The organism is Pseudomonas sp. GD04091 (assembly GCF_029836165.1).
Taxonomy (GTDB): Bacteria; Pseudomonadota; Gammaproteobacteria; order Pseudomonadales; family Pseudomonadaceae; genus Aquipseudomonas.
On sequence record NZ_JAOEBG010000004.1, the window covers coordinates 96,424 to 110,018 of the forward strand.

A 13,595-nucleotide genomic window follows, 5' to 3' on the forward strand; every position below is an offset into this window, starting at 1 on the left:
GTATGATGCGGGCCCCACCCTAGCAACGAGGCCCGCCCCATGTCCCTGAGCGCAGACCAGATCGGCGAATTCCGCGCCTTCGCCGAACAGTTGGCCGATGCCGCCGCCGTGGCGATCCAGCCGTATTTTCGTGCAAGCCTCGACGTCGAGGACAAAGGCGGGCGCCTGTACGACCCGGTGACGATCGCCGACAAGGCCGCCGAAGACGCCATGCGCGTGCTGATCCAGGCCCGTTATCCCGAGCACGGCATCCTCGGCGAGGAGCACGGCGCGGCGCTGGGCAGCAGCCCGCTGACCTGGGTGCTCGATCCGATCGACGGCACTCGCGCCTTCATTACCGGCCTGCCGCTGTGGGGCACGTTGATTGCGCTCAACGACGGTCAGCGTCCGGTGGTCGGCGTGATGAACCAGCCGTTCACCGGCGAGCGCTTTGTCGGCACGCCCGCAGGCGCCTGGCGCAGTGGCACGCCGCTGAAGACCCGGGCCTGCGCCGACCTGGCTTCGGCCACGCTGATGTGCACCACCCCCGACATGTTCGATACCCCGGCGCGCAAGGCGGCGTTCGAGGCCGTCGCTGGCAAGGCCCGGCTGATGCGTTACGGGGGCGACTGCTATGCCTATTGCATGCTCGCGTCGGGCTTCGTCGACGTGATCGTCGAGGCGAGCCTGCAGCCCTATGACGTGCAGGCGCTGATGCCGATCATCGAAGGCGCGGGCGGGGTGATCACCGCATGGGACGGCAGCTCGGCGCAGCATGGTGGCTGCGTGGTGGCCTGTGGTGATCCGGCGCTGCATGCGCAAGTGGTGGAGCTGCTGCGCCACGCCATGTAGTCACGCCGGCCGTGCACCATCGCACTTTTTCGCATTTGTGCGCTCTATGCATGGCCAGGCCGCGCCGATCCCCGGCGCGGCCGATGACTCCCTTCGGTGCCGATGGCTGTACGACGACGTGTTCCTTTCACCCACGGCCTGCTGCTGGCCGGCGCCCTGATGTGTCTCACGGCCTGTACCCAGCAACAGGGCCGCGACATGCTCACCCAGTTCGGCAACGGCAAGCCCGACGAGCTGTTCCAGACCAGTGTCGACCGCATGGCGACGCTGTCCATGCGCGACAACCTGCAAAGCCTCTACCTGTTGATGAGCAAGCTGTACCTGCGCAACCCCAGCCAATGGAAGCAGTCTGGCTACCTCGACGCCACCACTGCCGCGCGGCAGATCCGCATCGCCATCGAGCGGCGCCAGCCCTTGCCGCAGCTGGGCGAACGTCGTGACCTGGCGGCCCTCAGCTACGCGCTGAGCCCGGAGTTTCGCGGTGATCGGGTCGGCGCCTTCATCTACGCCATCGGCAGCATGCTGGTCACCGCCCACGGCGGGCGCACCGAGTTCTACATGACCGACACCCTGGATCCGCTGTTCATCAACAATGCCGCGCGCAACATCGAAAAGGCCACCTGGATGCTGAGCCAGCGCCAGGACGCCAACGGCGTGCTGCTGCTGTTCTCCAACGAGATTTCCGAGCAGGGCAGCAACTTGAGCTTCGCCGTGGAGTTCGGCAAGGTCGTGGCGCGTCTGGACCTGTTGGCGCAGATGCTCGACGAACGTTACCGGCGCATCGGTCTGAACTATGCGCAAAGCTTGTTGCTGATGAACTTTTTGCCGGTACAGTGAGCGCTGTGCGGTAATCGCACATGGGCGGTCGTCGCGATGTCCGCTGTCCGCCCGGCGTTTGCGCAGGCCGCATTGCCTGTTCCCCGCGCTTTTGCTTAGTGTGGCCCTGTCCACCGACCGTCGACTGCCCCGACACACCCCCGGCGGCTGGATAGAATGACCGTGAACGACCGCGCGCGCAGGCGCGCGGCGACCATAACAATAACGATGGCGAGTGCCTTGCCCATGGAAAGCCGCCTGTTGAGCGAGCAAAGCTGCGTATTCCACCGCGCCGACCCGTACGCGGTGTCCGACTACGTGAACCAGCATGTGGGCCAGCACCACATCGGCCTGTCACGTACCACTCATCCCCAGGCGAGCCTGAGCCACCGCAAGTTCGCCGAGCTGGACCTGTGCCGCATCAGCTATGGCGGTAGCGTGCGCGTCACTTCGCCGGCGCTGGAGACCATCTATCATCTGCAGGTGCTGCTCAATGGCAACTGCCTGTGGCGCGGCCATCAGCGCGAGCACCACCTGGTGCCTGGCGAGCTGCTGCTGATCAATCCGGACGACCCGGTCGACCTGACCTATTCCGAAGACTGCGAGAAATTCATCCTCAAGGTGCCGGTACGCTTGCTCGAAGCGAGCTGCGACGAGCAGCGCTGGCAGCGACCCAGTGGCGGTGTGCGCTTCCTGCGCAACCACTACCGACTGGAAGAGCTGGGCGGTTTCATCAACCTGCTGGGCATGGTCTGCATGGAAGCCGAGGTGGGCGACTCGCTGCCAAGGGTACAGGGGCATTACAGCCAGATCGTCGCCAGCAAGCTGCTGACGCTGATGAGCACCAACGTGAGCATGGAGGCGCTGGGAGGCGCGAGCCTGGAGCGCATCCTCGACCACATCGAGCGCAACCTGAAACTGGAGCTCACCGCCGAAGGGCTGGCGGAGCAGGCCTGCATGAGCCTGCGCTCGCTGTATGCGCTGTTCGATCGCCATCTGGGCACCACGCCGAAGCAGTACATTCGTCAGCGCAAGCTGGAGCGGGTGCGGCAGTGCCTTGTCGACCCGAGCTGTCGGGTGCGTAGCGTGACCGAGCTGGCGCTCGATCATGGTTTCCTGCACCTGGGGCGGTTCGCCGAAAGTTACCGGCAGCACTTCGGTGAACTGCCGTCGGAGACGTTCAGGCGACGGGAGTGACTTCCACAGACCCATTCGCGCGGACAAGCCCGCTCCCACAGCAAGAGCGCAAGACTCAAGGTCCGTGCGATCCCTGTGAGAGCGGGCTTGTCCGCGAATGGGCCGACGGGCAGCCGCGGCCTATCAGGCCACGTCGACCAGGACGATCTCGCTGTCTTGCAGCGCGGTCACCGTCAACACGCTTTCCTGTTCGACCGCCACGCCATCGCGGGCCTTGACGGTCAGGCCATTGACCTCGATCTGTCCCTTGGCCGGCACCAGGTACCCGCGCCGACCTTCATCGAAGCGGTACTCGGCGCTTTCGCCGGCTCGCAAGGTGGCGGCCACCAGGCGCGCATCGGCGCGGATGCGCAGGCTCTGCTCATCGCCGTCGCGCCCGCTGGCCAGGGTCACGAAGCCTTCGCCACGCTCGCCCTTGGGAAACGGTCGGGAACCCCAGGAGGGGGCGTCACCCACCTTCTCGGGCACGATCCAGATCTGGAAGATCCGTGTGTCGACCTTCTCCAGGTTGTACTCGCTGTGCACGATACCGCTGCCGGCGCTCATCACCTGCACGTCGCCCGCTTCGGTCCGGCCCTTGTTGCCCAGGCTGTCCTGGTGGGTGATGGCACCTTCGCGCACGTAGGTGATGATCTCCATGTCACGGTGCGGGTGCGGCGGGAAGCCACTGCCGGCGGCGATCAGGTCGTCGTTCCAGACTCGCAGGTTGCCCCAGTGCATACGCGCGGGGTCGTAGTATTCGGCGAATGAGAAGTGGTGGTGGGCGTCGAGCCAACCGTGATTGGCATGGCCAAGGCTTTCGAAGGGTCGCAGTTGCAGCATCTCGATGCTCCTCTGAATCGGTGGAATGGCGCCATGTTGCATCGTTGAAAGATCGAAAAAAAGCGTAAATATCGACTTATTATGATCTATTTGTTCGATGCTATAAGATGTTGATCTGCATGCGATTCATCGCCTAATTCACTGATCCATAAGCATTCGCTGGCGCTTTGCGACAGATGCGGCGAACATGCCCGCTGTTTCGATTTTCAATGGAGTGACCGTGTCCAACGAGCATCCCCAGGCCCCGGCCAACCTGACCCCGCCTGCCCAGCTGCCCTGGCTGCGCCGCCTCGCCGCGCGCCTGTTGGGTCGAGGCTTGAGCCGTTTGCAGGCACAACACCGCGACTCCTGGTTCCTGGGCCATGCCACCGGCCAGCGCAACGGCCATGCCGACGGTCTGCGCGAGGGTTACGAGCGGGGCCGGGTGGAGGGTTATGAAGCCGGGCGGCAAGTGCTGGTGATCCGTGACACCCGCCCCGAGGCCGGCAGTGTGCCCGGCCAGGACGACAAGCTGTTCGACGACTGGCGCCTGCCGCTGAGCGCGGAGCTCAAGAAACGCTTCAAGGCCGACGTGGCCCAGCGCCTTCCGGCCGAGGCGCAACCCAGTGCGGCCCAGTGGAAGCTGATCTTCAGCGACACGCCGTCCACCTGCGTGGTGGCCGGGGCGGGTGCCGGCAAGTCGACCTCGCTGGTGCTGCGCATCCTGCTGTTGCGCCACTACCTGGGCTTCGAGCTCGACGCCATGACCGTGGTGACCTTCACCCGCGAGTCGCGCAAGGACTTCATCCAGCGCCTGTTGCAGGTGTTCGCCCTGTGGCAGATCGAACTGTCGCCGGCCCAGGGCCGTGACCTGGTCCGCACCTTCCATTCGCGGATCCTGCCACTGGTCCGCAGCCTGCCGGGTTTCGCCCAGATGCGTGCGTTCGAGACCCTGGGCAACGAACTGCCGGCGGGTGCCGAGGCCACCGCCGACAGCAACCCCTTCGACCTGCGTTTGAACGACGCCCAGCGCCAGCAGCTCAACCTGTGCTACCGCGACCTGCTGGGCGAGAGCCCACGGTTCGCCGAGCTGGTCGCCGCCATGCGCCAGGAGGCCTTGCTGCTCAAACCGCTGGACCCGGACCATCCCGATGTGCAGAAGCGCGTGCAGGTGACACAGCTGGCGGCCCAGCGCGACGAAGAGCTGTGCGATGTGATCGAGGACCTGTGGTTCGCCGCGGGCGCCTGGCCGATCAAGGGCATCGAACCCTGTCGAGAGACGGTACAGATCCGCGGTAGCCGTTTCCATGTGCATGGCCGTCTGGAGGGCCTGGACGCCTGGGTGGTACTGGGCTTCGATCCCGCCGAGAGCGCCCAGTATCAACGCCCGGGCGCCAAGCTGGCGGTACGCGCGGAATGGGCCGTCAAGCGCACACTGTTTCAAGCATTCTGCGACAAACCATTGATATGGCTGGATAGTTATTCGTCCGCCAAGCGCCTCGCCGCATCCTTGGCGGGAGATGCCGTGGCGGGTCCCGGATTCGAATACAAGGTCAAGGGTGAGCTGGCCCCGGCCCCCTTGCTCGATGCCTTCGTCAGTGCCGCCAGCTTCATCGAGAACCTCGGCCTGGATGTCAATGTGGCGGTGGCGGCCATGAGCTTCCCGCCGGGCGATAGCGACGGGCCTTTCTTCGAGGCCCTGGCGTTGTTCTGGAAGGCCCTGGAGGCGCACCTGCTGGCCCAGTCGCCACCGGTGATGACCTACAACCGCATGTTCGCCCTGTTCGGCGAGAACAACCCAGAGAACCTGGCGCTGCTGCCCGACCCGCTGCTGCGCCCGCTGGCGCACCTGATGATCGACGAGTTCCAGGACGTTTCGCCGCAGATCGTCAGCTGGCTGCGCGCCAGCCTCGCCGAGATCCGCCGTCGCGGGCCTGCCCTGCATGGCGGGCGGGTGGCCCGGCATTCATCGCTGATGTGCGTGGGCGACGACTGGCAGTCGATCTACGGCTGGCGCGGCAGTTCGCCGAAATACTTCATGGAGTTCGCCAAGGCCTTCCCGTCGCCGGCCAACACCCGGGTGATGCTGGCGGAGAACTACCGCAGCCAGCAGCACATCATCGATGCCGCCGAATGCCTGGTGCGCGGTGCGCCGGCCATCGCCGGCAAGAAAGCCAAAGCCAGCGGGCGTGCCGCCGAGTTGCCGCTGTCGGCGGTGAAGGTGTTCGATCGCGACGAGGCCGCATTGGCCCAGACTGCGATCGAACACTACGAACGTGGTGAGACGGTGATGATGTTGTTTCGAAAATCAAGCGATAAGCTATTGATAGATAAGCATTTATCAGGATTAGTTAAAGCTGATTCTAATTTGCCGGTCGGCCAGCGCCGCCTGCGTCAGTTGACTTACCACAGTGCCAAGGGCTTGCAGGCCGACGCGGTGTTCATGCTCGGTGACTGCCAGTACCTGACCAGTTCGCCGTACAAGAACCAGGTCTATCGCCTGGCCGGCCTCGGCAAGCCAGGCGACGCGCAAGCGTTCGACACGGCGCAGAAGGAAGAGGTGCAGCGCCTGGCGTACGTGGCGGTCACGCGCGCGGTGCGACATTGCTACTGGCATGTCGAGCGGCCCAATGGCGAGGCGGCAGGCCAGCCACGCGCATCGAGCCTGGTGGAGGGGCGGCAGGCCTTCTTCGAAGACCTGCGCGGTCAATGACTGTCAGTTATTGGGGTCACGCCGTACGGTCAGCTGCAGACAGAGGGCATCTTCGTCCTCTTCAAGGCCAACGGCCATGCGATTCATGCCGGTGATGTACTGCCCCTCGGTGATCGTCAAGCGGCGCGGCTGGCCTTGCTCGTCCAGCGGGCTTTCGCCCAGCACCCGCTGCAGGCTGCCGAGCACGGCAGGCTCCGGCGCGGCGGGTGTGTCCGCCGCTGTGAAGCAGAACTCCAGGTAATCCACGCCCAGGTCCCAGCGCGTCCTCAAGGCGGCGAAGCGCGCCGGGAACTCGTTTCTCAGCAAGCGGCGCCAGGTAGGGTGTCGCGAAACCCATCGCCGCCTTGCCTCGGGCGACTCGTCCAGGGCCTCGACCTCCTGCGCGATGGCCTCTTCGGTTCGCCATGAAATATCGGCCGTGTCGCGGTACAGCATGTCCTGCTGGGGCTCGGGGAAGTCGAGCGTCGTGGCCAGGTTGGTGCGCAGGGCCAGGCGGACTTCGACCAGGTCCAGCCCTTGGCCGAGACCGCTGCGCAGTACGTCATCGGCAATGTCATCGCTACTGTGCAGCGACGGGACCGCGGGCTCGGCGCCTCGTTGCCCGAGCGGCAGCGCCGACCAGGCGTCATGCACCTGCAATGCTTCGCGTCGGGCCTGGCGTGCGTTGAACAGCGCCTGCGCCAGTTCGTTGACCTGGTCGCGACGGAACAGGCGGCGGAAGAAATTGAACAGGGGCGATGTGGTTTTTTCGGCCCCCTCGGTTTCGTCGTAGGCCATGACCTCGATCTGCAAGGTGCCGAAACCGTCAGCCCCGGCGTCGCCACAAGTGGCCGGAAACTCGGCGGCGACCTGCTCCAGGCGCTGGCGCAGCTCGCTGTTGGCGGCGGCGCGTTCGAGCAGCGTCCAGACCTGAGAGGCGAACGCCCTGGGGCTGCGCAGCGCGCCACGGGACATTCCGACCTGCTCGAGCACCTGGCGCAGGGCGCTGTGCTGGTCCTCGGCGAACAGCATGGTCCAGGTGGCCCTCTGCGGTTCGCTGGCCAAGTTCAACCAGTCCACCCGTTGCAAGGGCTGCGCCGGCGCGACAGCCTCAGGTGGTGGCTCGACCACGACCCCGGCGCGTTGGAGGCGCTGGCGCGTGGCATCGTCCAGCGGGTTGTAGTCGAAACGCCAGCGGTGGTGTGCCCGTCTCGTCCGTACCCCTTCGACATAGGGCGATCTCATTATCTGGCCCAGCGGTGGCAGTTGCTCGATGTCGTTGAGGCTCAGGTCGATCTCGCGCAGCGCACTCGGGTTGCGTTGCATCAGCTCAGTGAGGCCGGCAGGCCAATGCTGCAGCTGGCAGCTCTCCAGGCGCAGCACGGCCAGATTACCGAGCCCGCTCAGGTCGGGGCTGACGCCCAGGGGGTTGTCGCTCAAGTGCAGCTGGCGCAGCGTGCGCATGTTGCTGAACAGCGCGGCGGTCTCGGCGTCCAGGGCGATTTGATTGCCATGCAGGTCCAGGGTGCTCAGATGCAGCCCCGTCAGCATGTTCAGGTCCGCGCGGGTCAGTGTCAGGTCGTTGTAGCGCAGGGAGAGGCGCTGCAAGTGTTGCAACTGCGGCAGCCGTTCGCTGGCTTCGGCCGGGAGCTGTTCCAGTCCGTTGCTGGTCAACCGCAGTTCCTGCAGCGCGGGGGCGTCGCGCAATGCCCGGAACAGCGACGCCATGCCGATCTGCGGGCTGTTGTGGATCACGAGCCGCTGCAACGAAGGGAAGGCCTGCAGCAGGTCGGCGGGAATCTGCGTGGTGTTGACGGTGTCCAGCGTCAGCCCGGTGATGTGGTCGAGGCGGGCCGGCAGCGAGGGCAGCGTCTCCAGGGTGAGGTCGGACAGCCTCAGCGTTTCACCCTCCAGGCCCTGCCAGGCTCGCGCCAGCAGGTCGGCGGCTCGGCGGTAATGGCTGCCGATCTGTTCGCCCCAGCGGTTCGCGCCTGCCTGTGCCCATTCGGCCAGGTGCTGGCGAAGCACGTTCAGCTGGGTGCGCAGGGCCTGGATCTGTTCGGCGATGTTGCCGCGATCGACCAGCGTGGCAAGCAGACTACGCAGTTCGCGGTCGGTCAGCCCTGGGTACAGGGCGTGCAGCTCACGTTCGGCCCTGGAGGCGAATACACCTGGACTCAGCGGATAGCCGTAGCGCCCATCGCTCAGGCGCAACGGCGAGCGAAAGCCTTGGCGAGGTGGCACTTGCCCGATGATGCGCGCGGCCCGGGAGCGGTCGGCGAGGGCGCCGTGATAGCACTGCTCGCGGGTCCACTGCGGATGGCTGGCCCGCAAGGCGTCACGGATGCGCTGGCTGTCGGCGGTGGCCAGGCTGTCGCGGTACAGGCCGAGGATGGCGCGGTCCAGGCGCATGCGGGCTTGCAGTGAACGCGCTTCTTCGGCGATACGCAGGGGCAGGCGCCCCGTCAGCATGGCCTGGCCCTCGCGGCCATTGGCATGGCTGGCCAGTTCCTCCGCGGCTCGTCCGGACAGGGTCGGAAACTGCTTGCCTATCGTCTGGGCCGTGGCCGAGGCCGGCTGCGGCCGGCTGGCGAGCAGACTGTCGAACAGTGAGCTGCGCTTGGCCTGCAGGTGGTCGGCCATCAGGGTTTGCAATGCCTGCTGCCGTTGGCCAGGCTCGACCGCGCCGGGCAGCAGCGCACCGACCTCGGTGTCGTCCAGATGTTCGAGGACGATGCGTGCCAGGTCGCCGTTGTCCAGGTCGCTGCGAGTCAGCCGGATCACCCGGTCACCAGGGCGATCGCGTCCGTAGCGGGTCGCGCTGCCGACGGGTTGATCGCCATCGAACACTTCCAGCACGACGTCCTGTGGCCAGCCGGGCAGTTCGCCGAGCACGCTGGCGGCGAACTGCTTGTAGGCGGCCAGAGGCGAGCCTGCCCGGGTGCGGGCGATGATGTCGCTGGCGGTGGCATCGAGCTTCAGGCGCCACAGGGCCTCTTCGAGCAGTACCGGCGGCTGTCCGCCGTCGACATGCAGCTGTTCCAGGACGCCGCGTTGCAGGGCGGTGCTGTCCAGTGCAGCGAGCAAGTCGGCGTCATCCAGTCCCTTGCAGATCGGGCCGAGCCGACGTAGCAGCTTGGTCCGGCTCCAGTCCTGCGGTCGCTCGTGCGCCAGGCGCCAGGCGCCGCGGCCGTTGCCCTTGAGCAAGGGCTGATAGGCTTGCGGATCCTCGGGGTGAACCAGTCGCCAGTCGCTCTGTGGATCGTGACGAAGCTCATGAAGATGACTGTCCAGCTCCACGAAATGTCGTCCATCGAAGTGCAGCAGCCCCTCGCCATCGGGTTCCTGACCGGGCGGGATCTCGGCTCGGCTTCGATAGTGCTCGAGCTGCGGATGCCAAAGACGCTCGTCGCCTCCCACCTGGATGCTTTCCATCATGTCCACGAGTCCGGACGCCTTGAGCAGCGTGGTGGCGCCGCCGATAACGGCGACACTGCCGAGGTTGGCCATCAACGATTCGAGCTGGACCACGGCGCTGGCATTGTCACCCTCGGACCAGGCTTCGAAGCCATGGAAGATGCTGGACATGATCTGCCCGGCGCCGACCGCCAGCATGGCGACGTCCAGGCCGGGCACGAACATGGCGGCCACGTTGAGCAGCGTCAGGCCTTGCTCGCCCCAGTGGGCCAGTCGTTCGCGCAGGGCCTTGGCGTCGATGTCGGCAGTGGGCACGGCAATGCAACGGGCATCGTCCTTCAGGCGCTGGACATGGGCATTGAACAGCTTGGGCCAGAGCGGAAAGGTGATATTCCGTTCATGCACGGCCAAGGCTGGAAAGCGTACGGGTTGGGAATTCTGCGCAGTGTCCGGCGCCTGGCCCTGCCAGGTATGCATGTCTTGCTCTGCCTCGCCGAAGGCAGTCGCTGGGGCCTCGACTGGCGTGATGCCGGAATGTGGATTGTCGAACAGGCGGGCACGCAGCTTGCTGGCCATCTGCGCACGGTCCTTCAGCGCCACATGTTCGAGGAAACGCTTGCGCCAGGCTGGATCGAGCAGACGGTTTCGTATGTGTCTGCCCAGCTCCAGCAGGTTGGCGAACTCCTGTACGGGATGCTCGTCATCGAATGGCAGGTAGGCGATGTAGGGCGGCGTTTGCGGGCCCTCGGGCGTCAACAGCAGCACGTCATGGAGCTGGGTGTCGAGCATGCTCAATGTCCGCGCGGCGACCGGCCAGGCGCCGTAGCGCGGCACCGCGTCATGCTCGCAGCACTGCAGCAGCGCCTGGTGGCCGTGATCGCTGAGCAGGCCGCGCAGGTGGGCGATCTGCGCCTGCACCCTGAGTTCGTCGCGCCGGGCCTGGGTCCACAGCGCCTGTATCTGTTGCTTGCGCGAACCTGCGTAGATGCCCTGCAGGTGTTCCTGGTAACGCTTGCCCAGGTCCAGCGCGCGGCAATGGGAGACGAACTGGCGGGTGCTCAGGCCCGCCAGCTCGGTGCTGTCGTCGGCACTGACCTGCAGGGTGCTTAACGAGCCAACGGCGGCCATGCCTTCGAAATTGTGCAGGGCGGCTTCCAACAGGTTGGTAAGCGTCGCCTCGCCAGCCGGCTGATCGATCCAGGTGGGCGGGGCGGCGAGGGTGTGGGACGCGTCGGGATCGGGGAACTGCTGCACGAGGGTCGAGGTGAAGGGCTGCAGGCGAAACTGCGCCTGGGTGAGCGCCACATCCGGGCCGAGACGCGCCTGCAGCAATGGCTGGCTGAACTCGGTGATGCCGCGCAGGTCGGCCAGCGCCTTGCTCAACGCGGCCTGGCTGCTGGCACGCCGCCTGATCGCGTCGCGAAGGCTGGCCTGGCGAGGGCTGGACGCCTGGGCGAACCAGTCCGTGAACTGGCCGTCCGCCTTGACGTGCTCGCGATGCGCGCGGCGCAGCAGCCTGGCGGTCTGTGTCGGATGCAGGTGCTGGGTCCAGCCGGGCAGGCTGCGCAGGATCTGTTGCTGGTGGTAGGGGGGATCGATGTCGAGCATGGTCGTTCTCCGGTTGAGGGGCGGCCATTCGACGGCAGTGGCCCGTGGCTCGGGCGGTACATAGTTGCTCGCATGCTTTGCCTGCGCCGCGCGGCTGCTATGGTCTAGGCAACGCCTGCCAGTGGAGTACCGTCATGCCCGCCTTCGTCATCCAGCAGATCGACCATATCGTGCTGCGCGTCCGCGACCTGGAGCGCAGCCTGGCGTTCTATCAAGGGCTGCTCGGCTGCCCGGTGCGCAAACGCCGCGAGGATCTGGGCATGGTCCACCTGGGGGCCGGCGCCGGCCTGATCGACCTGGTCTGGCTAGACGGCCCGCTAGGGCGCCAGGGCGGGGCAGGCCCGGGTGAGTCGGGGCACAATCTCGATCATTTCTGCCTGCGCATCGCGCCATTCGACGAACAGGCGCTGACGACGCACCTGCTCGAGGCCGGCGTGCGAGTGGAGGCCGCGCAAAAGCGCTATGGCGCCGAAGGCGAGGGGCTCTCGCTGTACTGCTTCGACCCGGACGGCAATCGGGTCGAACTAAAGGGACCGCCGTTGTAGCATGGCCGGATGCCTTGTCCGTGAGCGGGAGTCTCCATGAGTGACATCATCGTGCAGCAACACTGGGTCGAGACCGCTGAAGGGCGCCTGTATGCCCAGGCCTGGACGCCAGCGCAGCCGTCGGGCGTGCCTATCGTGCTGCTGCACGACTCGCTGGGCTGCGTGGCGCTCTGGCGCGACTTCCCCGAGCAGCTGGCACGGGCGACGGGCCATCCGGTCATTGCCTACGACCGCCTCGGCTTCGGCCGCTCCGCCGCCCATCCCGGCCAGCTGCGCGCAGATTTCGTCGAAGCCGAGGCCGGCAACGGTTTCGCGGCGTTGCGCACGCAACTGGCCATCGGCGACTTCCTGGTCTTTGGCCACAGTGTCGGAGGCGGCATGGCCATCGGCTGCGGCGCCGCCTTCGCCGGCCAGTGCCAGGGCGTGATCACCGAGTCGGCCCAGGCTTTCGTCGAATCCCGCACGCTGGACGGCATTCGCGCCGCCGACAGCCAGTTCGCCGAGCCCGGGCAGATGGCGCGCTTGCAGCGCTATCACGCAGACAAGGCCGAATGGGTGCTGCGGGCCTGGGTCGACAACTGGCTGTCGGCGGCGTTTGCCGATTGGAACCTCGACGAACGGCTCGCCCGGTTGCGTTGCCCGCTGCTCAGCCTGCATGGGGACAACGACGAGTTCGGCAGCCTGGCGCACCCCGAGCGCTTTGTCCGCCTGGCCGGCGGCCCGAGCCGGATGCGCGTGCTGGCGGGTTGCGGCCATGTACCGCACCGCGAGCACGGGTCTCAGGTGCTGGACGAAGTGATGTGTTTTCTGCGCTGATCAGCCGTGCCTGGCTGCCCGGTACAGGCCGGGCGTCACGGCCGCATGGGCCTTGAACACGCGCTGGAAATGACTCTGGTCGGCGAACCCGAGGCGATAGGCCACATCTGCCAGCGGCGCCCCTTGGCGCAACAGATGCCGTGCCTTGTTCACCCGGGCATTGAGCAGGTAGGCGTGGGGCGTCATGCCCGTGGTGGCGGCGAAGGCACGGATCAAGGGATAGCGCCCCATCCCCGCTTGCCGGGCGAGGACATCCAGGCTCAGGCTGGCAGGATCCTGTTCCTCGATGTGCGCCATCAGCCCGGCGAGCGCCGAAGGCGTCAGCGGCGGTGCCGCCGGCAGGGTGGGGTGGGAGGAAAAATCATGGTCGCCGATGAACGCCACCAGCGCGGCTTCCTTCTCGATGGGCGCGGCGGGTGAAAACAGCAGTGCATTGAGTGCGCAGAACTGCCGATAGAGCGTGGCCGAGCGGGTGATTCGCGCGGGGGCACCCGGTTCGCCTGCGGCGATCCCCGACTCCAGGCGCAGACAGCGCAGCCAGTCGGCATCCAGATGCAGCATCTGATAGCTCCACGCCTGTCCCGGCTCGGGATTGCAGGCGTGTACCCGCTGTGCCGGGACCAGGACCAGGGTGCCTGGCGTCAGCCGCGTCTCACCAGGGCCGGCGCCGCTGAAACGGCTGAACCCTGAGTCCACCGCGCCGATGGAGAAGGTCGGGTGGCTGTGGGCCTTGTAGCAGGCGCGGCTATGACAGGCGCGCCGGCTCTCGACGTGGGGCAGGGCGGGGTCGTGCCAGATTTCACAGCTCGGGATGCTCATGGCGGATGGCCTGGCGACGTGTGGGGAACGGGCAGTCTAACCGCCGCTCACTG

At 66.3% G+C, this 13,595-nt stretch carries 9 protein-coding genes; 6 read left to right on the forward strand and 3 right to left on the reverse strand.

Annotation, left to right across the window (positions count from 1 at the left end; all coding sequences use genetic code 11):
* Positions 1–39 precede the first annotated feature (39 nt).
* From hisN to N7422_RS07075, 3 genes are all read left to right on the forward strand, one after another.
* Positions 40–831 (forward strand): histidinol-phosphatase, encoded by a 792-nt coding sequence (gene hisN, locus N7422_RS07065; RefSeq protein WP_279805845.1) that lies wholly within the window; start codon positions 40–42, stop codon positions 829–831.
* A gap of 102 nt (positions 832–933) precedes the next feature.
* Positions 934–1,668 carry a hypothetical protein gene (locus tag N7422_RS07070; RefSeq protein ID WP_279805846.1) on the forward strand — a complete coding sequence of 245 codons (735 nt, stop codon included), beginning with the start codon at positions 934–936 and terminating at the stop codon, positions 1,666–1,668.
* Between the two features lie 225 nt (positions 1,669–1,893).
* Positions 1,894–2,844 carry an AraC family transcriptional regulator gene (locus N7422_RS07075; protein WP_279805847.1) on the forward strand — a complete coding sequence of 317 codons (951 nt, stop codon included), beginning with the start codon at positions 1,894–1,896 and terminating at the stop codon, positions 2,842–2,844.
* Positions 2,845–2,967: 123 nt separating this feature from the next.
* On the opposite strand, the gene N7422_RS07080 is transcribed toward N7422_RS07075, so the two are convergent.
* Complete coding sequence (locus N7422_RS07080; protein WP_279805848.1) at positions 2,968–3,666, reverse strand: pirin family protein; 699 nt, start codon at positions 3,664–3,666, stop codon at positions 2,968–2,970.
* A gap of 187 nt (positions 3,667–3,853) precedes the next feature.
* On the opposite strand from N7422_RS07080, the gene N7422_RS07085 reads away from it, so the two are divergent.
* On the forward strand, positions 3,854–6,358 hold the full coding sequence (locus tag N7422_RS07085; RefSeq protein WP_279805849.1) for a UvrD-helicase domain-containing protein: 2,505 nt from the start codon (positions 3,854–3,856) through the stop codon (positions 6,356–6,358).
* A 3-nt stretch (positions 6,359–6,361) separates the two neighbouring features.
* Here N7422_RS07085 and N7422_RS07090 read toward each other — a convergent pair whose 3' ends face one another.
* Complete coding sequence (locus tag N7422_RS07090) at positions 6,362–11,362, reverse strand: DUF6543 domain-containing protein (protein WP_279805850.1); 5,001 nt, start codon at positions 11,360–11,362, stop codon at positions 6,362–6,364.
* Positions 11,363–11,496: 134 nt separating this feature from the next.
* On the opposite strand from N7422_RS07090, the gene N7422_RS07095 reads away from it, so the two are divergent.
* On the forward strand, positions 11,497–11,907 hold the full coding sequence (locus tag N7422_RS07095) for a VOC family protein (RefSeq protein ID WP_279805851.1): 411 nt from the start codon (positions 11,497–11,499) through the stop codon (positions 11,905–11,907).
* A gap of 36 nt (positions 11,908–11,943) precedes the next feature.
* A complete protein-coding gene (locus tag N7422_RS07100; RefSeq protein ID WP_279805852.1) occupies positions 11,944–12,723 on the forward strand; it encodes an alpha/beta hydrolase in 780 nt (259 codons plus the stop codon).
* On the opposite strand, the gene N7422_RS07105 is transcribed toward N7422_RS07100, so the two are convergent.
* Positions 12,724–13,542, reverse strand: a complete 819-nt coding sequence (locus N7422_RS07105) for an AraC family transcriptional regulator (RefSeq protein ID WP_279805853.1) — start codon at positions 13,540–13,542, stop codon at positions 12,724–12,726.
* Between the last annotated feature and the right edge of the window lie 53 nt (positions 13,543–13,595).